We start from the raw sequence: 24,993 nt of genomic DNA, 5'->3' as shown, positions 1-24,993 counted from the left end.
GCATCACGTCGGGCGGTCAGCGGGCCCAGAGTGTGCCGACCCGGAACTCGTCGCGGGTGACCCGCCAGGCGCGGGTCATGACTTCGGGTGGGTCGACGAGGATCGCCGCGTCCGCGGCCGCGAGGGTGAGCGGGGGCGGGCCTGACGTGGACGTGGGGGAAGCCGAAGCCGAAGTCGAAGGCGTGGGAGAGGTGGAGGTGGGAGAGGGGGTCGGGGTAGAGGTGGGGGTGGGGGTGCCGGGGATGGTCAGGCCTGGTGGCGGGGTGACCGTCTGGGTTGTCGCCGTCGTGTTCACCGCGATCCAGCCGTGGGTGAACGTGCGCGACCACACCCCGTTCGACAGGCGGCTCGCCGCGTCCACCGCCTCGCCCAGCCCGCTGTCCTGCAGCGCCGACCACTCCGGGTTGCGGTAGTCGTCCGTCGTCGCGCGGGTCCAGCACGTGCGGGGGCCGGCCAGCAGGGCCGCGCTCGCGTAGCCGGCCCGTTCCTCCCGCGCGTTGTGCGTCCGCGTCACCAGCAGCAGCATCGACTCGCCGAGGGCCGCCTGCGCGCGCAGTTCCTGGAACTCGTTGCCGCGGAAGGTGAGCAGCCCGCCGGTGCCGCCGTTCTCGCGGAACCCGAAGTTCTCCTCCATCGCGCCCCCGAAGCGGGAGTGCGCGGTCCAGCGGCCCGGCACCAGGTGCGTCTCGGACACGTTGGGCACCAGGACCTTGTTCGCCTTCGTGAGGGCGTCGCCGGTCAGGGACAGGAAGGCGTCCAGGCCGTCGCGGAGCTTGCGGTCGGTCTCCGCGACGTTCGCGGTGCCCGCCAGCACCGCGGCCGAGTAGTGGCTCAGCGAGTTGAAGTCGTTGTCCGCGAGCACGCCGTCCCAGCCTTCGCGCTTGACCTCCGCGACGACGGCGTCGGTCCACGCCTGCTGGTAGTCCGGGTTCCACACCGCCATCTGCCAGTGCTTGGGGTAGCCCTGCCACTCGATGCGCTTGCCGTTGACGTCCACGGCGAACCAGTCCGGGTGGTGCTCCTGCGCGGCGACGTACCCGATCCCGCTCGGCAGGTAGACCGCGTCCTGGCCGCCGTCGACCGCGCCCGGGTAGTTGCGGGTGCTGGACAGGTCCTTGTACACCAGCACCTGCACCCGCGGGTTGAGCTGGTGCAGGCGGCGCATCGCCGCGCCCTGGTCGGCGTTGAGCACGACGACCTGGTAGCGGTGGGCCGCGGACTCGATCTCCGCGGACGTCGGGGGCTTGCCGATGCCGTACCACCACGCGCACGGGGCGAGGGGCTTCGGCGGCGGCGCCGAGATCTCCTGCGCCGCGCTGGGGACGCAGCCGGTCAGGCAGCCGGCCAGCAGCACGGCCACCGCCGCCCAGCGCGCCACCGGGTGCCGTCGCGTCAGCGTTGCCTGCGGCACAGGAGTTCTCCCACCGTGAGGATGACGATCTTGACGTCCAGCCAGAGCGACCAGTTCGCGATGTAGTAGTTGTCGTAGCGCGCGCGGTCCGCGATCGAGGTGTCCCCGCGCAGCCCGTGCACCTGGGCCAGGCCGGTCAGCCCGGTCGGCACCCGGTGCCGCGCCCAGTACAGGTCGTGGACGGCGGAGAACTCGTGCACGAACACCGGCCGCTCCGGCCGCGGGCCGACCAGCGACATGTCCCCGCGCACGACGTTCCACAGCTGCGGCAGTTCGTCCAAAGAGGACCGCCGCAGGAAGCGCCCGACCGGGCCGACCCGGTGGTCACCTACGACCGACCAGCGCGTCTGCGAGTCGTCGACGGCGGCCTGGCGCACGCTGCGCAGCTTGTAGAGCACGAACGTGCCGCCGTCCATCCCGACCCGCACCTGCCGGAAGAAGACCGGGAAGCCGCTCTCCGCCGCGACCGCGAGCGCGCAGACCGCGATGACCGGGGCGAGGACGACGAGCGCGGCCGCCGCGAGCGCGGTCTCGACCGCGCGCTTGACCCACCAGCTCGGACGGCGGGTCGGCGCGCCGCCCAGCCACACCAGCGGGTAGCTGCGGAGCCGGTCGACGCCCGGGCCGTCCGGGCAGAGCTCGAACAGGTGCGGCAGCACCAGCGTGACGCAGCCGAGGCGGTGGGCGGTGATGGCGGCGTCGACGATCGCGCCGTCGCGGTCGTCGGCCGGGGCGAGGATCACCGTGCCGGCGCCCAGCCGCGCGATGGCCCCGGTGAGGTCGCCGTCGATCCGCTCGACCGGCAGGCCGGACGGCACCGGGTCCGGGCCGGACGCCGCGACGCCGACCGGGAGCAGCCCGAACTCCGGGTGCTCCAGCATGGTCCGGACCAGCTCGCCGCCGATCCGGCCGGCCCCGACCACGACGGCCCGGTCGCAGCGCCGCAGCCGGCGCCGCCCCCATCGGCCGGACGCGAAGACGGCCGGGCGGAGGGCCTCGCTGACCACGGCGAAGCACAGCACGACCTCCTGCATCCGCGCGGTGTCGTCGCCGTCCGCCCCGGCCAGCAGGCCGGCGCCGGTGACGAGGGCGAACGCCAGCGCGGTCGCGGTGACCGAGCGCGGGAGGTCCTGCAGCCAGGACAGCCAGAGGCGGCGGCGGTGGACCCGGCCGGCCACCCGGGTGCCGGCGAGCGCCACGGCGGTCACCACCGCGCACACCGGGCCGGGCCCGGTCCGCAGCACCGCGGTCAGCCACGCGGCGCCGTCGACGGCGGCGAGCAGCACGGCCACGGCGTTGATCCGGGCGAGGAGCGGGCGGGTGCGGACGGCGTCCCGCGGCCGGAACCCCGGCCGGGCGCGCCGCGGCACCGGCACCGCTTCCGAGACGAGCGTGTCCCTGAGTTCAGTCACCGGCCTCGACCTCTGCTTGACATGAGGGTTCCATTCTCGCTTTCTTCACGACTCAGCCATTCGAGGCAACACCGGCACTTTCGAGTGAATTTCTGCTGCGACATCCGGAGATCCACCCGTTCGATAATCATGAGCCACCCGATCCGGTGATTTTTGGAAACACCAAGTAGTTCTGATGACGCCTATCCTTCCGGGGGACTTCCAGGGCTGCTAAAGAAACCACACAACATAGCCGAATAGGTTTCGACGGCCGCGCGAAACCCGATCCCGGCCGGGTGAGAAGCACTACCAGACGAGGGGAACCGTGGCGCGCGAAGAGACAACCCTGGCCACACTGTCCGAATCGGACCGCCCCGGCCCGGACCCCACCGGGGGCCGGACCGGCGGGCGGGCGCACGTCGTGCTGCCCGCGTTCAACGAAGAAGCGTCCCTGCCGCCGCTGCTGCGGCGGCTCGCCGACGTGGCCCGCACCGAGCGGGTCACCGTGTGGGTCGTCGACGACGGCTCGGCCGACGCCACCGTCGCCGTGGCCGAGTCGGAGTACGGCGGGCTCGACGTCCGCGTCGTGCGGCACCTGGTGAACCTGGGGCTCGGCCGCGCCGTGCAGTCCGGGCTCCGGGCGGCGCTGGAGGAAGCGAGCCCCGACGACGTCGTCGTGGTGATGGACGCCGACGACACGCACGACCCGGCGCTGATCCGCGCGCTGCAGGCGGAGATCACCGCGGGCGCGGACGTCGCCATCTGCTCGCGGTTCGTCCCCGGCGGCGACGACCGGACCGCGCCGTTCGGGCGGCGGCTGCTGTCCCGCGGCGCGGCCCAGCTGTTCCACCGCGCGCTCGACGTCGACGGCGTCCGCGACTTCACCAGCGGCTACCGCGCCTACCGGGCGTCGCTGCTGGCGCGGGCGTCGGCGCACTGGGGCGAGCGGCTCATCGAGGAGCAGGGTTTCGCCTGCATGGTGGAGCTGCTGCTGAAGCTGCGCCACTGCCGCCCGGTGATCACCGAGGTCCCACTGGCCCTGCGGTACGACCGCAAACAGGGCCCCAGCAAGCTGAAGCTGCGGCGGACCGTGGTGCAGTACCTGAAACTGCTCGCCCGCGACCGGCTGAGCCCGGCGCCCTACCGGAAGCTGTGACCCGGTGACCCCTCCCGACTCCCCGCACGTCGCCGTGATCGGCGGCGGCATCTGCGGCCTCGCCGCCGCCCACCGCCTCGCCCGCCGCGGCACCCGCGTGACCCTGCTGGAGAGCAGCGACCAGCTCGGCGGCCTCGGCACGTTCTTCGCCGACGGCGATCGGTGGGTCGAGCGGTTCTACCACTGCATCATGCCCACCGACGTCAGCCTGCTGGCCCTGCTGGGCGAGCTGGGCCTGCGGGATTCCGTGCGGTGGCGCGACACGACGATGGGCATGGTCGTCGAAGGCAGGCGGCACCCGTTCAACTCCGCCTTCGACCTGCTCCGGTTCTCCGCGTTGCGGCTGCCCGACCGGGTCCGCTTCGGCGTGGTTTCGCTGCTGCTGCGCCGGCTGGGCCAGGGCCGCGACCTCGACACGCTCCGCACCGAGGACTGGCTGCGCGGGCTGTACGGCGACGTCGTCTGGGAGCGGCTGTTCGCGCCGATGTTCGGCTCGAAGTTCGGCCCGTCCTTCGGGGACGTGCCCGCGCTCTACCTGTGGCAGCGCCTGGGCCGCGAGCGCAACGTCGCCACCCGCGGCTACCCGGACGGCGGCTACAAGACGATCATCGACGCGCTGCGGGCGTCGATCGAAGGCGCCGGCGGCACCGTGCGCACGGAAACCCCGGTCCGGCGGCTGCACAGCACGGGCGGCCGCCCGGTGCTGACGCTGACCGGCGGCGAGGTGCTGGACGCCGACCACGTCGTCTCGACCGTGCCGCTGCCCCTGCTGCGGCGCCTCGCCGACGACGCGCTCGCCGCCCGGCTGCCCACGACCGACCTGCCGTACCAGGGCGTGGTCACCGGCGTGTTCTTCCTCCGCGAGCCGGTCACCGAGCACTACTGGACACCGGTGCTGCACTCGGGCACGGAGTTCGACGGGGTGGTCGCGATGTCGGCGCTGGCCGGCCCCTGCGGCGGCCGCCACCTGGTGTACGTCATGCACTACACCGACCGCGACTCCCAGCTGTACCTCGACGACGACCCGGCGATCGCCGCCCGCTGGTCGGCCCAGCTGCGGGAGCTGTACCCGGAGATCGGCCCGGACGGCATCGAGGACGTGCGGGTGTTCAAGGCGCCGTTCGTGGAACCGGTGTACCCGCTCGGCTACCTGGCCGCGCGCCCGCCGGTGACTGTGGAGGGGACGAACCTCTTGCTGGCGACCACGGCCCACGTGTACCCGGACGTGACGAGCTGGAACTCGAGCGTGGCACTGGCGAACGACGTGATCAGCCGGATCCCGGCCAGGCGCGAGGATCAGCCGGCGGTCGCGGCCCGGTGACCGGCCAGCGCACCGAGCGCGGCGACGATCCGGGCGGAGGCGGACCCGTCGCCGTACGGTGACTCCACGTGCCGCAGGCGCTCCCGGTGGCCCGCCACGTCGTCGAGCCACCGGGCCACCTCCGCGCCGATCCCCGGCCCGGGCAGCACCCGCGTCCCGAACGTGCCGGCGATCTCCGGCCGCTCGGTGCTCCGGCGCACGACGACCACCGGTCGCTTGAGGACGCTCGCTTCCTCCTGGATGCCACCGGAATCGGAGACGAGGACCGCCGCTTCCGCGGCCAGCGCGAGGAAGGCCGGGTACGCCTGGGGTTCCAGCTCGACGAGCCGGTCGAGCAGGGGCCGCAGGCCGGCCCGCTCGATGCTCTTGGCCGTGCGGGGGTGCAGCGGGAACACCACCGGCAGCGGCAGGCGGCCCAGCTCGCGCAGGATCACCGCCAGCCGCTCCGGGTCGTCGACGTTCTCCGGGCGGTGGATGGTGGCCAGCACGAACCGGTCCCGCGCCAGTCCCCTGGCCGCCAGCACCGCCCGCCGGTCCTCCGCGGGCGGCAACGCCGTCCGCAGCGCTTCGACGACCGTGTTCCCGGTGACGGTGATCCGGCCTTCGGGCACGTTTTCCGCCAGCAGGTTCGCGCGGTTCAGCGCGGTCGGCGCGCAGCAGAGGTCGGCCAGGTGGTCGATCAGCACGCGGTTGTGTTCTTCGGGCATCGCCCGGTCGTGGCTGCGCAGCCCGGCTTCCACGTGCACCAGCGGGAGGTCGTGCGCGTTGGCGGCGAGCGCGCCGGCGAGCGCGGACGTCGTGTCGCCCTGCACGACCACCACCCGGCCGGGGCGGTCGGCCAGCACCTCGTCGACCGCGCTCACCGTCCGGCCGAGCTGGCCGCCGCGGCGGCCGGCCCCCACGCCGAGTTCGCAGAACCGGTCCGACGGCGGCAGATCCGCGCGGATGCGCGCGTAGAGCGACCGGTCGTAGTGCTGTCCCGTGTAGACGACCGCGCAGCCGTCGCCGAGGAGCCGCATCAGCGGGGCGAGCTTGATCAGTTCCGGCCGCGTGCCGCAGACCAGCGTGATCCCGCCGCCGCCCGCCGGCGGTGATTCCGGGGCGGCAGCACGGAAATCTGCGGTGGTCGTCGGCATGCGCGGGTCCTTCCGGGTGGGGAGTTCGCCCGCACGCTACTCACCGGAACCGGGAAACCGGCGACGACTCAGTCGATCGAGTGACAATGCGGTGTCGCCGCGGGGAATTGCGCGGGCTCTAGAATGACCCCCGTCGGAATACCGGACAGGACGGTCCCCCTCTTGCTCAAGAAACTCGTCGTACTGGCGGTCGTCGTGCTTTCGGCCGTCGTTTCCGCCTCCGCTCCGCAGGCCGGCGAAGGCCCGGACTTCCTGCTCCCCGATCTGCGCCAGGCGGTTCCCGGGTGTCCCGGCGGCAGTGCCGGCCCGCTCGCCGCGTGCACCGCGTGGGACGTGTGCCCGGTGATCGATCCGGCCACGCCCAACGGTCCCTGCGTCGACGCGTCCGTGGCGAAGGCCGTGCGGCTGCGGTTCACCAGCGCGGAGGAGAACGTCGGCGCCGGGCCGCTGCTGCTCTTCGGCCGCCGCGACAGCACGAAGCAGGACACCATGACCGTCCGCCAGGCGCTGCGCACCGGCACGGACGGCTCGATCCCGGACGGCTACGCAGCGGCCCAGCGCGCCACCCACGCGTTCACCTACTACGAGCCGGCGCCCGCCCACCAGCACTGGCACCTGATGAACTTCGAGCACTTCGCGCTGGTTTCCCCGCAGGGCAAGACCGTCGTCACCGACCGCAAGAACGGGTTCTGCCTCGGCGACCGGTTCACGGTCGCCGACGCCGGCCGCCTGACGCACGTGCCCGGCGACACCGGCCCGGACGCCGACCTCGCCGCGACGCTGCGGGACAACATGTGCCGCCACCACGAACCCGGCGCCCTCGACGTGCTCGAAGGGATCTCGGTCGGCTCCGGCGACGACTACAAGTACACCGTCGACTTCCAGTGGCTGGACATCACCCGCGTCCCGGCCGGCACCTACGACCTGGTCAACACGGTGAACGCCGACCGGACGCTGCTGGAAACGGACTACCGCAACAACTCCTCGGCCGTCGCGCTGTCGATCAGCTGGCCGCGCGGGCCGGTCAAGCCCGGGCAGGCGATCGCGGCCGCCCCGGTGGTCCGGTTCCTGCGCAGCTGCCCCGGTCAGCCCCGCTGCGCCTGAGCCGGCAGCCGGCCCGCCGCCAAGCGAACGGTGAAGCCGGTGTCGTCGTGGTGCAGGGTGACCTGGGCGCAGACCTGGTGGGCGATCCACAGCCCGCGGCCGCCGACAGTGCGGTCGGCGGGCAGCAGCCCGGCGAACGGGTCGTCCGGCCCGTCGCCGGTGTCGTGCACGGTGACGACCACGTGCCCGGCGTCGGCCCAGATCCGCATCCGGACCGGCGGGCGGCCGTGGCGCAGCGCGTTGTCGACGATCTCGCTGACCGCGAGGACGAGATCGTCGAGCTCTTCGCCGGCCAGGGCGGCCGGGGCGGCGGCCACGACGGCCCGGCGCGCGGCCGACGGCCGGGGATCGGCCAGCTCCGCCGCCGGGGCGGTCAGCTCGATCGGCAGCGGCGTCATCGGCCGCGGGACGGCCAGGAACGACCGCGGGTCGATGTACCCGGTGTTCGCGTGGTGCCCGCCGCCGGGGGTGGCGACGAAGGGGTGGGTGCGGGCGACGTCGTCGAGCACGTACCGCGGGGTCGTGCGCGTGTCGTAGGCGCAGATGCTGCGCAGCGGGAACTCGTCGTAGGCGTGGTTGACCGCCGACTCGTACCGGGCCCACCCGTCCCAGGAGGTGTCGATCGCCGCCTGCGGGAGCTCGCCGAGGATGCGGATCCCGGCCGCTCCGCCGTCGACCAGCCCGGCCATCAGCTCGCGGTAGGACCGGATTGCCGCCGCCGGCCGCGCGTAGAGGTCGCCGACGGCCAGGAAGTCCACCGGCGCCGAGGGCGGCAGGGCGTCGCGCACCAGTTCGGCGCGTTCGGGCGCCAGCGACACGAGGGTCGGCTCGCCGGCGGTGAACCCGCCTTCGAGGAAGGGCACGGCGACGGCGAGCAGTTCGGCGTCGGAGGTGTAGCGGACGGCGGCGTGGTCGTACCCGCGGGCGGCGGTCATGCGGCGCGCTCCACGCGGACGCCCGGCAGATCGAGCAGTTCGACGAGCCGGGCCGGGGCAGTCAGCCGCGTGCGCAGGACCACGGTGGTGGCGTGCCGCTCGGCGTAGTCGGCCAGCGCGCACAGGCTGCGGTGGTCGACGAAGCCGAGCCCGGCGGCGTCGATCGCCACCGTGCCCGCCGAAGAGCGCAGCCCGGCGCGTTCCAGCGCCAGCGGCCAGAGCCCGCGAGACTCGAGGTCGAGGTCGCCGTCCAGGGCGGCGGCGCTCCCGTCCCGCGCGTGCCCGTGCAGGTGGAACGGGGTGACGCCGGCATCGGCGCCGGGGTGCATGCAGGCGAGCTGCGCGACGACTTCGCCGCCGAGCTCGCCGACGTCGTAGCCGCACATCGCCGACATCGGGTGGGCGGCCATGAAGTGGTCGACCAGGTGCTCGTAGCGGGCGAAGGCGTCCACCTGGGCGGGCGTGCGCGCCAGTGACGTCACGTCGGCCGCGACCCGCAGCCCGGTGAACCCGGCCGCCAGCGCTTCGGACGTCGCCGCGGCGTAGACCGCCACCTGTTCGGCGGGGTCGACGACGGTGCCCGAGGGGTACGCCGCGTCCACCGAAGCGACCTGCACGGCGCCGCTGTCCAGGCCCTCCCCGCACCGATCGTCCTCGCGCAGCTGCCCGGTCAGGGCCGCCTCGTCACCCGGGGCGACGTAGAGGACGCGCGCGCCGGCGGCCAGGCCCTCCGCCAGGAACTCCTGCGCGGAGGCCACGAACTCGGCCCGCCGCCGGTAACCCCGGCACACGTGGTCGCGGGCCCCCGGCGAGGGTCCGCGCTCCGGCTCGCTCGGCTTCGGCACGGGCCGAGCCTACGCCGCCGGGCGGCGGACCCGGCAGGCCCGGCCCGGACGCGCCGGGCCGGGTCCCCTGCCGCGCCGGTGCGGCGGCCACGGGTACCGGCCTCACCGGGCCAGCGCGAAGCTCGGGTGCGGCGGCTGGTTGTACGCCGTGTTCTGCCACGCGACGGCCTCGCGGTACTGCCGGTCCTGCATCAGCGAGACGTGCGAGATGCTCGTCGCGTCGGTGGTCGAATAGATCCGCAGCGCCCGGTCGTCCGACGTCGGCCAGATCACCTCCTCGCGCCAGTCGCCGAACAGGTCGGCCTGCAGCGACGGGGTGCTCTTGGTGCCGTTGTTCGCGTGCACACCCGAGGCGGTCAGCAGCCGGGTGTCCCCGCCGGTGCCGTACTTGTCGATGTGGGTGCCGTCGAGCAGTTCCCGCTGGGCGTCGCCGTCCCAGTAGATGACGAAGTTCGCCGACGACGGCTTGCGCCCGATGTTCTGGCCGCTGGTGTTCAGCAGCCCGGACACCGCCGACGACCACGACTCGGCGCCGGGGCTGCCGGCGTAGATGTCGTCCGAGACGCCGCGTCCGTTGTCGCAGGTGCAGGAAGCGTTCTGCCAGATGATCTGCCCGGTCTTCGCGTCGGCCATCCAGGCTGCCGGTTTGGACTTGTCTTCGTCCACTTTGAACTCTTCCAGCCCGGGCCGGCCCGGGATCAGGTCGCCGACGTGCATGGCGTCGCCGTGGCCGAGCCGGGTGTTCCACAGTGGACTGCCGTTGTCGTCGATCGCCATGGCGCCGAAGACGATCTCGTCGCGGCCGTCGCCGTCGGTGTCCGCGATGGCCAGCTGGTGGTCGCCCTGGCCGGTGTACTGCGAGCCGGCCGAGTTCGAGTCGAACTTCCAGCGCTCGGTCAGCGCGCCGCCGCGGAAGTCCCAGGCCGCGATGACCGTGCGCGTGTAGTAGCCGCGGCTCATGATCAGGCTCGGGTGGGAGCCGTCCAGGTACGCCGTCCCGGCCAGGAACCGGTCGACGCGGTTGCCGTAGCTGTCGCCCCACGAGGACACCGTGCCGCGCGGCGGGTCGTAGTTCACCGTGGCCACCGCGGCACCGGTCTGCCCGTTGAACATCGTCAGGAACTCCGGTCCGGACAGGACGTACCCGCTCGAGTTGCGGTAGTCGGCGCTCGCGCTGCCGATCACCTGGCCGGTGCCGGACCGGGTGCCGTCCGCGGTCTTCATCGCGACCTCGGCCCGGCCGTCGCCGTCGTAGTCGAAGACCTGGAACTGCGTGTAGTGCGCGCCGGCCCGGATGTTGCGGCCGAGGTCGATCCGCCACAGCCGGGTGCCGTCGAGCCGGTAGGCGTCGACGTAGACGTCACCGGTGTAGCCGGACTGCGAGTTGTCCTTCGAGTTGGTCGGGTCCCACTTCAGCACGATTTCGTACTGGCCGTCACCGTCGAGGTCGCCGGCACTGGCGTCGTTCGCGGTGTAGGTGTAGCTCTCCCCGGCCGGGGTGGTCCCGCCGGCGGGCGGCTGGATCGGGATGTCGCGGGTGCTCGCGGCGACGCCACTGTCCAACGTCAGCGAGTCCTCCGCGGCGAAGGCCGACGCCCGCTCGACCCCGCCGACCACCGCGCGCACGGTGTACCGGGCTCCCGCGGGGGCGCCCGCGTCCAGGAAGTCCGTCGGCCCGCTGACCGGGGTCGCGGTCACCCGGGTGCCGTCGCGGTAGACGGCGAAGGCCACCCCGGGCGGGTCGTCGGCGAGCAGCCGCCAGCCGACGGTGTTGCCCCGGGCGGTGTGGACGCTGACCACCCCGCGGTTCAGCCTGTCGATCTGCGGTGCGGCGGCCGTGCCGACGGCCGGGGCGGGCACCAGCCCCGCCACCACCACACCGGCGGCGGCGAACACCAGCCGCTTGCCGAAGCTACCCATGGTTCCTCCCTTTCGCAGGCGGTTCAGCCGGCCGAGCAGGTGTTCCCGTTGAGCGTGAACGCGGACGGCGCCGGGTTGCCGCCGCCGAACGTGCCGTTGAACCCGATGCCGGTCGAGGCGTTCGGCGCCAGCGAGCCGTTCCAGCTCAGGTTCTTCGCGGTGACGGCGGCGCCGGACTGGGCGAACGTGGCGCCCCAGCCGGGCAGGGTCACCTGCTGCCCGCCGGCGAAGCTGAAGGCCAGCGTCCAGCCGTTGACCGCGCTGGTGCCCGTGTTGGTGATGGTGACGTTGGCGGTGAACCCGTTGCCGCCACCCCAGTTCGACGCCGAGTAGGCCACCTTGCACGCGCCGGACCCGCCGCCCGCGCTCGTCGTCACCGTCGCGACGCCGGAGCCGGCCGAGGTGTTCCCGGCGGCGTCCCGGGCCCGCACCTGGTACCGGTAGGTGCTGGCCGCGGCCAGCCCGCTGTCGGTGTATGACGTCGTCGTGCCGGAACCGACCACGGCGAACGTGCCCCCGCTCGTGCCCGGTGCGCGCAGGACGTAGTAGCCGGTGACGCCGACGTTGTCGGTCGACGCGGTCCAGGTCAGCGTGGCGCCGCTCGACGTCACACCGGACACGACCGGCGTGCCCGGGACGGACGGCGCCTGGGTGTCGGCGGGCCCGCCGCTGTAGATCGCGGCTTCCTTCGACGTCTGCCGGATCCCGTTGGCGCCGTTGAGGAACCGGTCGCCCCACGCCGTCAGGCTGGCCGGGTCGAAGTTGTTCGTCATGTCGAGGTAGGCGACGTCGCTGCTGTTGCCGCTCCACGACCAGCCGATGTACCCGAGGCCGCGTGCCTGCGCCTGGGCCATGATCGTGTCCTCGTCCGGGTTGCCGTCGGTGTGCATGCCGCCGAACTCGCCGACGACCAGCGGCAGCCCGGCGGCGCGGAACGCGTCGAAGTACGCGTTGATCTCGGCCGCGGTGTCGTAGACGCCGTACATGTGGATGGAGAAGACGGTGTTGTGCTGCGGGTCGGCGTTGAACACCGTGGCCGCGTTGTCCCGCATGATGTTCTGCCAGTCCTGGCCCCACATCGGCCCGTCGGCCAGCAGCAGGTGCCGCAGCCCGGCGGCCCGCAGCCGCTTGACCGCGTCGGCCGTGGCGGTCGCCCAGGTGGCGCTCACCTGCTGGTCGTTGCCGAACGGCTCGTTGCCCAGGTTGATCGCGACGTAGTTCTCCTGGCCCTGCAGCGCACCGGCCACGCTGATCCAGTAGCTCGCCGCCTGGCCCAGGGTCGCGGCGCCGCTCTGCTCGCCGTACCCGGTGGTGTCGTGCACCTCCAGGACGCAGATCAGCCGGTTCTGCTTGCACTGCCCGATGACGCTGCCGACCTCGGCGGCCGGCGTCGGCCCCCACCGCTGCCCGCTGCCGAGCACGACCCGGACCGTGTTGGTGCCGAAGGACTTGATGTCGGCGAAGGCGCGGTTTTGGCTGGGGTACCAGACGTACGCGTGGTTCACGCCGCGCATCACGAAGGGGCTGCCGTCGGCTTCGACGATCCGGGTGCCGTCGACGTGCAGGCCGGTCGCGGCCGGCGTGCCCGGGCCGAGGGCGGCCACCAGGGCGGGGTACCAGCGGCTCTCCATCTTCTGGATGCCGGTGGTGCTGTTGGGGTGCACGCCGTCACCGGTGTCCGCCGCGGTGTCGAACCCGGTCCACTGGTCGACGACGGTGATCGGGGACGCCGCCGTCGAGTGCGCCTGCGCCCAGCCGGGGATGGCGTTGTTCAGGTCCACGACCCGCTGCCCGCAGGCGGTGCAGTTGGCGGGGTTCATCGGGATGATCTTGGCGACGACCAGCTTGGTCGCCGGGTTGGCGGCCCGCATCTGGCCGAGCAGGGTCGTGAAGGCGTCCAGGATCGTGCTCGCCGGGATGTTGTTCCAGACGTCGTTGGTGCCCAGGTGCATCAGGACGATGTCCGGGTGCGTCGCCGACAGCCAGCCGGGCAGCTGGTTGTCGCGCACGATGCCGGTCGCCAGGAACCCGCCGTGGCCCTCGTTGTCGCCGTCGTAGGGGAAGCCGCAGCCCTGGGCCGGGAGGGTGCCGACGAAGTCGACGTCGGTGTGTCCGGTGTCCTGCAGGTGCTTCCACAGCAGCGCCCGCCAGCAGCCGGGCGAACCGGTGATGGAGTCGCCGAGCGCCATGACCCGCGTGGGCGCGGCCGCTTCGGCCGTGGCGGCTTCGGCGGGCGCCACGACGGCACACGCGGCCAGCAGCAGGCCGGCGACGAGCGCACGGAGGAATCGCCAGTTCATTACCGACCTCCTGGAGAACCACTCGACAGGAAAGTTTTCGGGCTGGGAGCGCTCCCACGGTAACACGGGAGACCGGCCTGGAACACCGGCGGCGAGACAGAAACCGGCCAATCTGCTTAACCGTTAAGCTGCGCGGCCGTGATCAGGGAAAGCGTTTTCCCCGCGAGGACCGGCCCGCGAGAAAGCGCTTACTTCCGGCCCGGGCGTCCTCCGGCCGGTGACGGTCGACGTTCGGCTCCGGTTCGGCGCGGACGGGAAGCCCACGCCCCTGACGGGTGAGGGCGGTTTCCGCTGGGCCTGCTCTGGGTATTTCCCGAGCGCCGGCAACCGATGCGGGCGTGCGTGCGCGCTGCGCGAGGTGAGGTCATGGTGACGATGACGGGTAAGGGCGGTCCGCTTCCGATCAACATCGAAACCGCCGACGTCGCGGACCTGGAAGCGGCGGTCGGCGTGCTGCGCGCGCTGGACTACCGGCAGGGCGGCGGGTTCTGCCGCGACGCCGTCCGGGTGGTCAAGACGGCGAGCCTGCTGCTGCACTGGGGCACGGTGCCGGACCGGCTGCGGGCGAGGCTCCACACGGTCCTGGCCGACGTGCACAACCTGCTGGGCTGGACGGAGTTCGACACCGGGCACCCGGTCCCGGCCCGCCGCCGCTTCGAACGCGCGCTCGGGCTGGCGGCCGAGGCGGGCAACGACAGCCTGGTGGCGAACATCCACTACCGGCTCGGCCGCGTGCACCTGCACCACCACGACGTCCCGGGCGCGCTGGCCGAGTTCGCCCGCGGCCGGGCGGCGGCCCGGCGCTCGGCCTCCCGCCGGGCGACGGCCATCCTGGCGGCCAACGAATCCTGGGCGTTCGCGATGGGCGGCGACGAGCACGCGGCCCTGACCCGGCTGGCGGACGCCGAGGCGGCGTTCGCCGAGACGGCGGGCTCGGACCCGCGCCCGTGGGAGGCGTTCTTCGCGGAGACGGACCTGGCCGCGATGCGCGGCACGGTGCTGACCGAACTGGCGGGCGGCCACCGTGGCCGGGCGATCACCGAGCTGACGACCGCGGCGGGCCGCTACGGCGCGGACATGGCCCGCAGCCGCTCGCTGACGTTGATCATGCTCGCCCAGAACCACGCCGGCCGCGGCGACCTCGACGAGGCGGCCCGCGTCGGCGCCGAGGCGCTCGACCTGGCCGGCACGGTCGCCTCGGTCCGGCCGAAGGACCGGCTGGCCCCGCTCGAACGCCTGTTCCTCGAGCACCACGGCGACCCGGTGCTCGGCACGCTGCCGGAACGGATCACGCGGTACCGCGCGCTGCCGCTGAACTGAACCCCGTCAGCCACCGGTCCCCGTCGTGAGTGGTAAGGCGCGTTCTAACCCGCCTTACCACTCACGACCCTCAGGCGCCCTCGACCGAAACCGCGGCCAACGCGCCACCGATCAGCTCCGGCAGCTCGCCGCCGTCCCGGACCCATTCGTCGAGCGAGACGCGCACCGCCGCCATGGCCAGCGCCGCCAGCAGCCGGGGCCGCGGGTCGTGACCGGGCCGCGCGTCGAAGCGGGAAGCCAGCAGGATCGAGATCATCCGTTCGTAGCGCTGGTAGGTCCGCGCGGTCCAGGCGTCGAGCGCCGGGGAGGACCGCGTCAGCCGCGCCAGCTCGCGGATCCGGCCGGCGTGAGCCGGGAACTCCCCCGCGAGCTCGCGGAACGCCGACACCAGCGCCGCCTTCGGCGCCCGGTCGGCCGGCTGGCGCGCGATCGCCTCGGTGACCAGCGTCAGCCACGGCCCGGCGATGCCCTCCGCCACCGCGCTCTCCTTGGTGTCGTAGTAGCGGAAGAAGGTCGCGCGCCCGACTTCGGCGTCCGCCGCGATGCGGTCCACCGTCGTGCCGCCGACCCCGTGCCGGCCGGCCAGGCGGGCCGCCGAGGCGGCGATCCGGGCGTTCGTCGCCCGCCTCTTGCGGACGGCCAGGCTTTCCGGTTCACTCCGAGACATAGTCTCATTCTGGACTATGTCTCACCGAGGAGCACGGCGTGAAGCAACGCGAGCAGATCGTCATGTCGGCGGCGGAGATCAGCGGGTTCCTCGCCGAACAGCGGGTCGCCACGCTCGCCACGGTCGGGCCGTCGGGGCAGCCGCACCTCGTCGCGATGTGGTACGCCGTGCTCGACGGCGTCCTCTGGTTCGAGACCAAGGCCAAGTCGCAGAAGGCCGCCAACCTGCGCCGTGACGGCCGGGTCACCGTCCTCGTCGAAACCGGCGACACCTACGACGCCCTGCGCGGCGTGGCCCTCGAAGGGCGCGCGGTGCTCGTCGACGACCCGGACGCGCTGTGGGCGGTCGGCGTGAACGTCTGGGAGCGGTACACCGGCCCGTACACCGAGGACGTCCGGCCGATGGTCGAGCTGATGCTCGCCAAGCGGGTCGCCGTCCGCCTCGACGTCGAGCGGACGCGGTCCTGGGACCACCGCAAGCTCGGGCTGCCGTCGCTGCCCTTCGGCGGCAGCACCGCACCGCATCCGATCGGGTCATGAATCGATGTTTGCCGGCCGGGAGACCGGGGTACCACCGATCCGCAGTGGACTGACCAGGAGAGGAGCCCGGCATGGCAGCGCGGTCGTCCGAGCGGGGCAGGGGTCGTCGTGACGGCTGACGGCCCTCGGCTCCGGCCCCAGGACCTGCTGCGCGTGACGGCGCACCCCACCGGCGACGCGGTCGTGCTGGCCGCGGCCGGCGAGCTCGACCTGCTCAGCGCCCCCGTGCTCGGCGACGAGGTCGCCACCGCCCTCGCCGGCGCGCCGGCGCTGCTGGTGATCGACCTGTCCGAAGTGACCTTCCTCGCCTCCATCGGCATCACGGTCCTGGTCGAAGCGCGCCGGAGCGCCGGCCCCGGCACCCGGGTCCGGGTCGTCGCGCCCGAAACCGGCGTCGTCCACCGCACCCTCGGGCTGACCGGGCTGCACGACGCGCTGGCCGTCGCCCCCACCCGGGCCGCCGCGCTCGCCGGCTGACCACGGGGCAGGATGTCCCCGGTGAGCATGCGCAGCAGGAACAACGTGACCGTCACCGGCCGGGAAGGCGGCCCGACCGTGCTGCTCGCGCACGGCTTCGGCTGCGACCAGAACCTCTGGCGCCTCGTCGTCCCGGACCTCGCGGCGCGGTACCGGGTCGTGCTGTTCGACCACACCGGCGCCGGGCGCTCGGACCTGACGGCCTGGACCCCGGAGCGCTACGGCAGCCTCGACGGCTACGCCGACGACGTCCTGGCGATCTGCCGCGAGCTGGACCTGCGTGACGTCGTGCTGGTGGGGCACTCGGTCAGCGCGATGATCGCCGTGCTGGCCGCCAACCGCGAGCCGGACCGGTTCGCGAAGCTGGTGCTGCTCACCCCGTCGCCGTGCTACGTCGACGACGACGGCTACCGCGGCGGGTTCAGCCGCGCCGACATCGACGAGCTGCTCGCCGCGCTCGAATCGAACTACCTGGGCTGGTCGGCGACGATGGCCCCGGTGATCATGGGCAACCCGGACCGCCCGGAACTCGGCGAGGAGCTGACGAACAGCTTCTGCCGCACCGATCCGGCGATCGCGCGGGTGTTCGCCAGGGTGACGTTCCTGTCCGACAACCGGGCGGACCTGGCCGCGGTGACCGTGCCGACGCTGGTGCTCGAGTGCGCGAACGACGCCATCGCGCCGCCGGAGGTCGGGCGGTTCACGCACGAGCGGATCGCCGGCAGCACGCTGGTGACGCTGGCCGCGACCGGGCACTGCCCGCAGCTCAGCGCGCCGGAGGCGACGGCCGCCGCGATCACCTCGTTCGTGAGCGGGCGGTGATGTGCGAGGCCGGGGACCAGGCGGGCCCCGGCAACCGCGAGAGCGCCGGCCCCGCGTTCTCCGCCCTGCTGGAGGACAGCGCGGAGGACCTCTACGAGCACGCACCCTGCGGGTACCTCTCGACGCTGCTGGACGGCACGATCGCGAAGATCAACGCGACCCTGCTCGGCTGGCTCGGCCGTGAACGCGCGGAGGTGGTCGGCCGGCTCCGGTTCGCCGACCTGCTGACCGTCGGCGGCCGGATCTACCACGAGACGCACTTCGCGCCGCTGCTGCGCATGCAGGGCGAGCTCGGCGGCGTCGCGTTCGAGCTGACGACCGCGGACGGGACGCGGCTGCCGGTGCTGGTGACCTCGACCGTCAAGACCGGCACCGACGGCCAGGCCCAGCTCATCCGGACCACGATCTTCGACGCCCGCGACCGGCGCGCCTACGAGCAGGAACTGCTGCGGGCGCGGGAAGCGGCCGAGCGCGAACGCGACCGGGTGCAGCGGCTGGCGCGCACGCTGCAGCAGACCCTGCTGCCGCCGGCCCTGCCGGAGGTGCCCGGCCTGGAGGTCGCGGCCTACTACCACCCCGCGTCCGCCGACGAGGTCGGCGGCGACTTCTACGACCTGTTCCCGCTGACCGGCGGCCGCTGGGGGTTCTTCCTCGGCGACGTGTCCGGGAAGGGCGCCGCCGCGGCCGTGGTGACGTCGCTGGCACGCTACACGCTGCGCGCGGCCGCGGCGTCCGAGCCGGATCCGGTCACCGTGCTGGACCGCCTCAACACCGTGCTCCACCACGAATACCGCGGGGCGGACCCGCGCTACTGCACCGTGGTCCACGGGCACATCGAGCGCCGCGACGACGGCGCGGCGGTCACTCTCGCCACCGGCGGCCACCCGCCGGCCCTGCTGATCCGCGCCGACGGCTCGTCCCGGTTCCTGTCCGCACCGGGCGGGCAGCTGGTCGGCGCGTTCCCCCGCGCGCGGTTCACCGCCGTGGACGTCCTCCTGGAACCGGGTGACACCTTGCTGCTCTACTCCGACGGGCTGACCGAAGCCCGCGTGCACGGCCGCGTCCGCTACAGCGAAGAGCGGCTGCGGACCGACCTCGCCGGCCTGGCGCCGGCCACCGCGTCCACGGTGATCGAGGCGGTCACCGGCCTGCTCGCCGGCTTCGGCGACGGCGTCGAAGACGACACGGCCCTGCTGGCACTGAGCATCCCCGGAGGCGATCGAGCGTGACCGGCATCCCGTTCTCCGTGACGACCCGCAGCACCGCGGCCGGGCCGGTCGTCACCGTCGAGGGCGAACTGGACGTGGCCACGGCCCCGCGCCTGCGCACCGCGGCCGGCACGCTCGCGCTCGAGAGCGGGCAGCTGCTGGTGGTGGACCTCGCCGGGGTGACGTTCTGCGACTCCAGCGGCATTTCCGCGCTCATCGCGGCCCGCAACGTCGCCGAAGCGGCCGGCGCGGGGGTCGCGCTGGCCGCCGTCCCCGCCCGGCTCGCCCGGACGTTCGCGCTGATCGGCCTCGCGGACTTCTTCCCGACCTACCCGAGCACCGAGGACGCCCTCAAGGACTGACGATCCCGAAGGCCCGGCACAACGCTCCTAGTGGCCTGGCGCCGGGCCCAGCTCGGCGAGGACGGCCCGGATCGCCGGGCTGGCCTCGGCGCTGCGCCGCCACGCCGCATGGACCTCCCGCTTCGGCGGCCGGCGCAGCGGCCGGGCGATCAGGTCCTCCCCCAGCGGCGGCCGGGCCAGGCGCGGAACCAGCGCGACCACCTGCCCAGAGGCCACCAGCGAAAGCTGCGTCGCGAAGTCGTCGACCAGGTGCCGCACGTCCGGTTCCGCCGGCGCGTGCGCGAACAGCCGGCGGAACCACTGGTGGCACACCGTGCCCGGCGGGCTGGTCACCCACGCGTGCCCGGCCAGCGCGGCCTCGTCGAGCGGGGTGTCGAGCCGGGCCAGCGGGTGCGTGCGGCTCACCACCACGTCGCCGACGTCGGTGTGCACCCACCGCTGCGCCAGCGACGGCGGCCGCGGCGAGGGCGGCAGGCCGTCCGCGTCGTGGACGAGCGCCAGGTCCGCCGTGCCCGCGCCGACGCTGCGCAGGGCCTCGGCGGGGTCCTGCTCGGTGACTTCCACCCGCAGCTCCGGGTACGCCGGCGAGGCCACGACCGGCGCGAGCAGGCCGCGGATGGCCGTCGAGAAGGCCACCACCCGGAGCGTGCCGCGCGGCGCGCCCGCCGAGACCGACTTGGCGGCTTCGGCGCAGCGCTCCAGCGCCTGGAACACCTCGAGCGCCATGTCGGCGATGGCCTGCCCGGCCGGGGTCAGCACCACCCCGCGGCCCGCCGGCGCCAGCACCGGGACGCCGACCTGGCGTTCCAGCCGCTTGATCTGCTGCGAAACCGCGGAGGCGGTGAACCCGAGTTCCTCGGCCGCCCGCGCCAGCGTCCCGAGCGCGGCCACCGAGCGCAACGCCCGCAGGGCGCCCACCTCGATCATGAAGCCAGGCTACGCACTATCGGCAAAAAAGCATCGCTGGACCGCATCGATCGGCCCCGGCAAGGTCGGGCCATGACCGAATTCGGCACCAACCTCGTCGCGATGGTGACCCCCATGCAGCCCGGCGGCGGGCTCTGCGAACCCGGCCTCACACGGCTCGTCGACCACCTCCTGGCCACCGGGTGCGACGGCCTCGTCGTCGGCGGGACCACCGGCGAGTCCCCCACCCTTTCCGAGGCCGAAGCCGCCGGTCTCGTCCGGGACGTCGTGGCCCGGGCCGGGAACCGCGCACGGGTGATCGCCGGCGTCGGCACCCACGACACGGCCGCCAGCATCCGCCGGGCCCGCGAAGCGGAAGCAGCCGGCGCGGACGCGCTGCTGCTCGTCTGCCCCTACTACTCCCGCCCGACGCAGGACGGCGTGCTCGCGCACTGCCTGGCCGTCGCGGACGCCACCGAGCTGCCGGTGATGCTCTACGACGTCCCCGCGCGGACCGGCGTCGCGATGGCGCCGTCGACCCTGGTCGAGCTGGCCGGCCACCCGCGGATCCGGGCGGTCAAGGACGCCAAGGGCGACCTGGCCGAGGCGATGGCGGTGCGGTCCCGCACGTCACTGGCCTACTACTGCGGCATCGACGAGCTCAACCTGCCGTACCTGGCGTGCGGCGCGGCGGGCCTGGTGAGCGTGGTGGCCAACGTGGCGGCCGGCCGCACCGCGGACCTCATCCGCGCCGTCCGCGACGGCGACCTGGTCAAAGCGCGGGCGATCGACGACGACCTGCGCCCGGTGACCGGCCGGCTCCTGCGTTCCGGCACGGCCGCGGCGAACACCAAGGCCGCGCTGGCCGGGCTGGGCGTCATCCCGCACGCGAGTGTCCGGCTTCCGCTGGTCGAAGCCGGTAGACCGACACGTGCGATCCCGACGCCGCCGTGAACTCCGCGCCGGTCCAGTCCGCGTGCCGGGACTCGAGCTCGAACCCGGCCAGCCGGCCCATCAGGTCGAGCTCGGCCGGCCAGATGTAGCGGTGCGGGGAGCGGCCGACGCGCGCCTGCCGCCCCTCGCCGAAGGTGAAGTGGTGCGAGACGAGGTGCTGGCGCACGGTGTCGTAGGTGTCCACGCCGACGTACCCGGAGTCGGCGCGGAAGACCAGCGCGTCCTGCCCGGGCGGCAGCCGCCGCAACTCGGGGACGCCCAGCTCGATCACGAACCGGCCGCCGGGGTCCAGGTGGCGGGCCGCGTTGCGGAAGCACTCGACCTGCTCGTCCTGGGCCAGCAGGTTCGAGATCGTGTTGTAGACTAGGTAGACCAGCGAGAACCGGCCGGGCGCGGTGGCCGTCGCCATGTCCCCGGTGACGACCGGGATCGCCGCCTTCGCCCGCAGCCGGGCCAGCATCGGCTCGGACAGCTCGATGCCGGCGACGGGCACCCCGCGCTCGGCGAGCGGAACGGCGATGCGCCCGGTGCCGATGGCGAACTCCAGCGCCCGGCCGCCGTCGGCCAGCGCGGCCAGGCGCTCGACCGCGGGCCCGACGACCTCGGGAGCGAACATGCCATGGCCCGGCGTGTCGTACCGCTCGGCCGTTTCGGCATCCCAGATGTCTGCTTGGCGCACGCCGTCCACCCTCGTCCGGAGCCGGCGGAGCTGTCCAACGATTTAGATCTTGCCCGATTTCGGGCAAGAATTTGGGTTTCGCGGGCCCGGGAGGGCATGATGTCCGGCGTGGCGGAGACCGACATCGTCGAGCGCGTGGCCGCGTCCACCGGACTGCCGCCGGGGGTGGCCGCGCGGGTCGTCGACGACGTCCTGGCGTTCTACCGGACGCCGGCCGAGGTCTACGTCCGCCGTCGGCACACCGAGCTGCAGGCCGAGGGCCGGAAGAACCCCGAGATCTTCCCGCTGATCGCCGCCGAGCTCCGGGGCCGGCTGGTGGCCGCGCCCGACCTGTCCGAGCGGCAGCTGCGCCGCATCGTCTACGGCTAGAAAAGGTTCGCCATGTGCGGAATCGTCGGCTACATCGGCGGCCAGAACGCCGCTCCCATCCTGCTCGAAGGCCTGACCCGGCTGGAGTACCGCGGCTACGACTCGGCCGGGATCGCCGTGCTCGGCGCCAAGAACACCGCGCAGGTCCACCGGGTGGTCGGGCGGGTGCGCAACCTCGCCGCGGCGCTGCCCAAGCGGCTCACCGGCAAGGTCGGCATCGGGCACACGCGCTGGGCCACGCACGGGCCCGCGTCGGAGGCCAACGCGCACCCGCACACGTCCGAAGACGGCCGCGTCTGCGTCGTCCACAACGGCATCATCGACAACGCCGACGCCTTGCGCGCCCAGCTCGCCGACGCCGGGGTCGAGCTGACGTCCGAGACCGACACCGAGGTCCTCGCCCACCTGATCGCCCGCTCGGGCGCCGAGACCCTCGAAGACGCCGTCGTCGAGGCGGTCTCGCGGATCACCGGCACGTACGCGATCGCCGTCACCGACAGCGCGCACCCGGACCGGCTGGTGATCGCGCGCAACGGCTCGCCGCTGATCATCGGCGTCGGCGAGCGGGAGATGTTCGTCGCCAGCGACCTCGCCGCGCTGGTCCGGCACACCTCGCAAGTCGCGCACCTCGACGACGGCGAGTTCGCCACGGTCTTCGCCACCGGCTACCGCACCTTCACCGTCGACGAGAGCGACACGACCAAGCCGGCCACCGAGATCGACATCGCCGCCGAAGACCTCGACCTGGGCGGCTACCCGCACTACATGGCCAAGGAGATCCAGGAGCAGCCCGACTCCGTGGCGCGGATGATCCGCGGCCGGCTCGACGACCGGTTCGGCGTCGCCCGCCTGGACGGGCTCAACCTGACGCCGCGGGAGCTGCGCGGGTTCAGCCGCGTGAAGATCCTCGGCTGCGGCTCGGCCTACTACGTCGGGCAGATCGGCGCGACGATGATCGAGGAGCTGGCGCGGATCCCGGCCGACGCCGAAGCGGCGTCGGAGTTCCGCTACCGCAACCCGATCATCGAGGCCGACACGCTCTACATCGCGGTCAGCCAGTCCGGCGAGACGATCGACACCGCCTTCGCCGTGGAGGAGATCAAGCGCAAGGGCGGCCGGGTGGTGGGCCTGGTCAACGTCGTCGGCTCGACGATCGCCCGCGCCTGCGACGGCGGGGTGTACCTGCACGCCGGCCCGGAGATCGCGGTCGCCTCGACCAAGGCGCTGACCAACATGGCCGTCGGCTTCGCGCTGATCGCGCTCTCGCTCGGCCGCGTCCGCGATCTGTCCAATGCGGACGGTCAGCGGATCATCACGGCGATCCGCGCGCTGCCCGGCCAGATCAAGTCCGTTCTGGACGGTGAGCCCGAGATCGCCGAGCACGCGAAGACCGTGGCCGCCGCGAACAGCCTGTTCTTCGTCGGCCGCGTCCGCGGCTACCCGGTGGCCCGGGAGGGCGCGCAGAAGTTCAAGGAGATCTCCTACCGCCACGCCGAGGCGTACCAGACGTCCGAGCTCAAGCACGGCCCGCTCGCGCTGATCGACGAAGCCCTGCCGACGGTCGCCGTCGTCCCGTCGGACGAGCTGACCGAGCGCAACCTGGCCGCCGTGCAGCAGATCCGGGCCCGCGGCGGCGCGGTGCTGGCGGTGACCCACGCCGGCGTCGACTTCGGCGAGCTCGACGTCCCGCGGATCGTGGTGCCCCGGACCGAGCCGGAGCTCGACCCGGTCCTGCTGACGATCCCGCTGCAGCTGCTCGCCTACCACGCCGCGCTGACGCTGGGCTACGACATCGACAAGCCGCGCAACCTGGCCAAGTCGGTCACCGTGGAGTGAACCCGGGCCTGCTTGGGCATGTTCCAGCCCAGCACCCCGGTCACGCGCCCACCTTCCCGGTACTCGGCCACGAACCGGCCCTCCCGCGGGTCACCCTCCACAACGGACACTTCGGCCGCCGCGGACAGCGTGCCGTGGACGTGGATCCGCGTGTCGAACTGGTGGGTCCAGAAGTACGGCACCGGTGTGTACGGGCGGTCGTCGCCGAGGATGTTCCCCGCCACGGCGACCGCCTGCTCGGTGGCGTTCGTCCGGTTTTCCAGCCGCAGCAGTGCGTCGAGGCCCTCGTGGTGCCAGCGGGCGACGTCACCCGCCGCGTGGATCCCGTCCGCCGCCCGGCAGCGGGAGTCGCACACCACGCCGTTGTCGCACAGCACCCCGCTGCCGGCCAGCCACTCCGTGGCCGGCGCGGCACCGAAGGCGACCACGACGACGTCGGCGGGCAGCACCTCACCGGACGCCAGCCGCACCCCGGTGACGCGCCCGTCGTCCTCGGCCAGGCCGGTGACCGCGGAGCCGAGCCGCAGCTCGACGCCCCGCCCGCGGTGCAGCTCGGCGAGCAGGCCCGCGGCGAGCGGGCCGAACTGGTAGGCCAGCGGGGCGGGCTGCGGCCCGGCCAGGGTGACCGGGACGCCCGTTTCGCACACGGTCGCGGCGATCTCCGCGCCGAGCACGCCGTCCCCGACGACCACCACCCGCTTGTCCGGCGCGAGGTCCGCGCGCAGGGCCAGCGCGTCGTCGAGGGTGCGCAGCACGTGGACCCCGCCGAGGCCGTCCTGCCCGGGCAGGGTGCGCGGCCGCAGCCCGGTGGCGAGCACGATCGCCTCCGCGGTCAGGGCCCGCGCGGCCGCGGTGTGAACGGTCCGCGCGCGGGCGTCGAGCCGCACGGCCGGGTCGCCGAGCACGAACTCGGTGTCCAATGCGGACAGTGCAGCTGCGGGCCGCAGCTGCGCCCGCTCGGGTGCCCAGCTCCCGCCGAGGACCTGTTTGGACAGTGGCGGCCGGTCGTAGGGCAGGTGCCGCTCGGCGCCCAGAACGGTTACGCGTCCCTGGTAACCCTTGCGGCGCAGGGCTTCCACGGTCGCGAGCCCGGCGGCCGAGGCGCCGACGACCAGGACGTCGCCCGGAGCCGTCATCCTTCCTCGCTGACCGAGATCGCGACGCCCGGGCACACGCTCGCGGCTTCGCGGACGGTCGTGTGCAGGGCTTCGGCCGGGTGCTCGTCGAGCAGGACGACGATGCCGTCGTCGTCGCGCTGGTCGAACACGTCCGGCGCGAGCATGACGCAGGTGCCCGCGCCGCAGCACTTGGCCTCGTCCACAGTGATCTTCATGG

Annotated in this window: 24 protein-coding genes; 12 read left to right on the top strand and 12 right to left on the bottom strand. The window is 73.4% G+C overall.

Going from position 1 to position 24,993, the window contains the following annotated elements:
* Positions 1-16: 16 nt before the first annotated feature.
* Complete coding sequence (locus OO60_RS23140) at positions 17-1,411, bottom strand: putative glycoside hydrolase family 15 protein (protein WP_033262075.1); 1,395 nt, start codon at positions 1,409-1,411, stop codon at positions 17-19.
* On the bottom strand, positions 1,393-2,823 hold the full coding sequence (locus tag OO60_RS23135) for an exopolysaccharide biosynthesis polyprenyl glycosylphosphotransferase (protein ID WP_033262074.1): 1,431 nt from the start codon (positions 2,821-2,823) through the stop codon (positions 1,393-1,395). Before OO60_RS23135 ends, OO60_RS23140 begins: the two co-directional genes overlap by 19 nt.
* 304 nt (positions 2,824-3,127) lie before the next feature.
* Between OO60_RS23135 and OO60_RS23130 the strand changes: the two genes are divergently transcribed.
* A complete protein-coding gene (locus OO60_RS23130) occupies positions 3,128-3,958 on the top strand; it encodes a glycosyltransferase (protein ID WP_004560994.1) in 831 nt (276 codons plus the stop codon).
* Positions 3,959-3,962: 4 nt separating this feature from the next.
* Positions 3,963-5,279, top strand: a complete 1,317-nt coding sequence (locus tag OO60_RS23125; RefSeq protein ID WP_004560995.1) for an NAD(P)/FAD-dependent oxidoreductase — start codon at positions 3,963-3,965, stop codon at positions 5,277-5,279.
* On the opposite strand, the gene wecB is transcribed toward OO60_RS23125, so the two are convergent.
* On the bottom strand, positions 5,255-6,415 hold the full coding sequence (wecB, locus tag OO60_RS23120) for a non-hydrolyzing UDP-N-acetylglucosamine 2-epimerase (RefSeq protein WP_004560996.1): 1,161 nt from the start codon (positions 6,413-6,415) through the stop codon (positions 5,255-5,257). The two genes, OO60_RS23125 and wecB, sit on opposite strands and share 25 nt — an antisense overlap.
* 162 nt (positions 6,416-6,577) lie before the next feature.
* On the opposite strand from wecB, the gene OO60_RS23115 reads away from it, so the two are divergent.
* Positions 6,578-7,519, top strand: coding sequence for a lysyl oxidase family protein (locus OO60_RS23115; RefSeq protein WP_004560997.1), 942 nt, complete (start codon positions 6,578-6,580; stop codon positions 7,517-7,519).
* Here the strand turns inward: OO60_RS23115 and OO60_RS46525 are convergent.
* From OO60_RS46525 to OO60_RS23095, 4 genes are all read right to left on the bottom strand, one after another.
* Positions 7,501-8,454: an anti-sigma factor RsbA family regulatory protein gene (locus tag OO60_RS46525; protein WP_033262073.1), complete on the bottom strand. Its 954-nt coding sequence runs from the start codon at positions 8,452-8,454 to the stop codon at positions 7,501-7,503. The genes OO60_RS23115 and OO60_RS46525 overlap by 19 nt on opposite strands.
* Positions 8,451-9,299: an MEDS domain-containing protein gene (locus OO60_RS46520; RefSeq protein WP_051767741.1), complete on the bottom strand. Its 849-nt coding sequence runs from the start codon at positions 9,297-9,299 to the stop codon at positions 8,451-8,453. The genes OO60_RS46525 and OO60_RS46520 overlap by 4 nt, the downstream gene beginning before the upstream one ends.
* Before the next feature lie 102 nt (positions 9,300-9,401).
* Positions 9,402-11,219 (bottom strand): rhamnogalacturonan lyase, encoded by a 1,818-nt coding sequence (locus OO60_RS23100; protein WP_033262071.1) that lies wholly within the window; start codon positions 11,217-11,219, stop codon positions 9,402-9,404.
* A gap of 23 nt (positions 11,220-11,242) precedes the next feature.
* The gene (locus OO60_RS23095; RefSeq protein ID WP_003064847.1) at positions 11,243-13,519 is read right to left on the bottom strand and encodes a cellulase family glycosylhydrolase; all 2,277 of its coding nucleotides are present in this window, start codon (positions 13,517-13,519) and stop codon (positions 11,243-11,245) included.
* Positions 13,520-13,885: 366 nt separating this feature from the next.
* On the opposite strand from OO60_RS23095, the gene OO60_RS23090 reads away from it, so the two are divergent.
* Positions 13,886-14,839: an NsdA family TPR-like regulatory protein gene (locus OO60_RS23090; RefSeq protein ID WP_033262070.1), complete on the top strand. Its 954-nt coding sequence runs from the start codon at positions 13,886-13,888 to the stop codon at positions 14,837-14,839.
* A 70-nt stretch (positions 14,840-14,909) separates the two neighbouring features.
* Here OO60_RS23090 and OO60_RS23085 read toward each other — a convergent pair whose 3' ends face one another.
* Complete coding sequence (locus tag OO60_RS23085; protein WP_033262069.1) at positions 14,910-15,506, bottom strand: acyl-CoA-like ligand-binding transcription factor; 597 nt, start codon at positions 15,504-15,506, stop codon at positions 14,910-14,912.
* 38 nt (positions 15,507-15,544) lie between these two features.
* Between OO60_RS23085 and OO60_RS23080 the strand changes: the two genes are divergently transcribed.
* The 5 genes from OO60_RS23080 to OO60_RS23060 all read left to right on the top strand — a co-directional run bounded on the left by OO60_RS23080 (position 15,545) and on the right by OO60_RS23060 (position 18,914).
* The gene (locus OO60_RS23080; protein ID WP_004559474.1) at positions 15,545-16,045 is read left to right on the top strand and encodes a pyridoxamine 5'-phosphate oxidase family protein; all 501 of its coding nucleotides are present in this window, start codon (positions 15,545-15,547) and stop codon (positions 16,043-16,045) included.
* A 108-nt stretch (positions 16,046-16,153) separates the two neighbouring features.
* The gene (locus OO60_RS23075) at positions 16,154-16,522 is read left to right on the top strand and encodes an STAS domain-containing protein (protein ID WP_033262068.1); all 369 of its coding nucleotides are present in this window, start codon (positions 16,154-16,156) and stop codon (positions 16,520-16,522) included.
* Between the two features lie 21 nt (positions 16,523-16,543).
* Positions 16,544-17,344: an alpha/beta fold hydrolase gene (locus OO60_RS23070; protein ID WP_033262067.1), complete on the top strand. Its 801-nt coding sequence runs from the start codon at positions 16,544-16,546 to the stop codon at positions 17,342-17,344.
* Positions 17,344-18,573 (top strand): PP2C family protein-serine/threonine phosphatase, encoded by a 1,230-nt coding sequence (locus tag OO60_RS23065; RefSeq protein WP_209441395.1) that lies wholly within the window; start codon positions 17,344-17,346, stop codon positions 18,571-18,573. The genes OO60_RS23070 and OO60_RS23065 overlap by 1 nt, the downstream gene beginning before the upstream one ends.
* Positions 18,570-18,914 (top strand): STAS domain-containing protein, encoded by a 345-nt coding sequence (locus OO60_RS23060; RefSeq protein ID WP_003060546.1) that lies wholly within the window; start codon positions 18,570-18,572, stop codon positions 18,912-18,914. The genes OO60_RS23065 and OO60_RS23060 overlap by 4 nt, the downstream gene beginning before the upstream one ends.
* A gap of 27 nt (positions 18,915-18,941) precedes the next feature.
* Here OO60_RS23060 and OO60_RS23055 read toward each other — a convergent pair whose 3' ends face one another.
* Entirely contained in the window at positions 18,942-19,841 is a 900-nt protein-coding gene (locus OO60_RS23055; protein WP_003060549.1) for a LysR family transcriptional regulator, read from the bottom strand.
* A gap of 72 nt (positions 19,842-19,913) precedes the next feature.
* Between OO60_RS23055 and dapA the strand changes: the two genes are divergently transcribed.
* Positions 19,914-20,774 (top strand): 4-hydroxy-tetrahydrodipicolinate synthase, encoded by an 861-nt coding sequence (gene dapA, locus OO60_RS23050; protein WP_003060551.1) that lies wholly within the window; start codon positions 19,914-19,916, stop codon positions 20,772-20,774.
* On the opposite strand, the gene OO60_RS23045 is transcribed toward dapA, so the two are convergent.
* A complete protein-coding gene (locus OO60_RS23045; RefSeq protein WP_003060553.1) occupies positions 20,698-21,390 on the bottom strand; it encodes a class I SAM-dependent DNA methyltransferase in 693 nt (230 codons plus the stop codon). The two genes, dapA and OO60_RS23045, sit on opposite strands and share 77 nt — an antisense overlap.
* 159 nt (positions 21,391-21,549) lie before the next feature.
* Here OO60_RS23045 and OO60_RS23040 point away from each other — a divergent pair, with 159 nt between their 5' ends.
* Positions 21,550-21,822, top strand: a complete 273-nt coding sequence (locus tag OO60_RS23040) for a hypothetical protein (protein WP_033262066.1) — start codon at positions 21,550-21,552, stop codon at positions 21,820-21,822.
* 12 nt (positions 21,823-21,834) lie between these two features.
* Positions 21,835-23,658, top strand: a complete 1,824-nt coding sequence (gene glmS, locus OO60_RS23035; protein WP_003060560.1) for a glutamine--fructose-6-phosphate transaminase (isomerizing) — start codon at positions 21,835-21,837, stop codon at positions 23,656-23,658.
* Here glmS and OO60_RS23030 read toward each other — a convergent pair.
* Together OO60_RS23030 and OO60_RS23025 are read right to left on the bottom strand one after the other, a co-directional pair.
* Complete coding sequence (locus OO60_RS23030) at positions 23,607-24,794, bottom strand: NAD(P)/FAD-dependent oxidoreductase (protein WP_003060563.1); 1,188 nt, start codon at positions 24,792-24,794, stop codon at positions 23,607-23,609. The genes glmS and OO60_RS23030 overlap by 52 nt on opposite strands.
* Positions 24,791-24,991 carry a ferredoxin gene (locus tag OO60_RS23025; protein WP_003060566.1) on the bottom strand — a complete coding sequence of 67 codons (201 nt, stop codon included), beginning with the start codon at positions 24,989-24,991 and terminating at the stop codon, positions 24,791-24,793. Before OO60_RS23025 ends, OO60_RS23030 begins: the two co-directional genes overlap by 4 nt.
* Between the last annotated feature and the right edge of the window lie 2 nt (positions 24,992-24,993).

It is taken from the genome of Amycolatopsis vancoresmycina (assembly GCF_000716785.1).
In the GTDB taxonomy this organism is placed as follows: domain Bacteria; phylum Actinomycetota; class Actinomycetes; order Mycobacteriales; family Pseudonocardiaceae; genus Amycolatopsis; species Amycolatopsis vancoresmycina.
The sequence above is the reverse complement of the archived record's forward strand: the minus strand, read 5'-3'. Positions and strand labels throughout refer to the sequence as shown.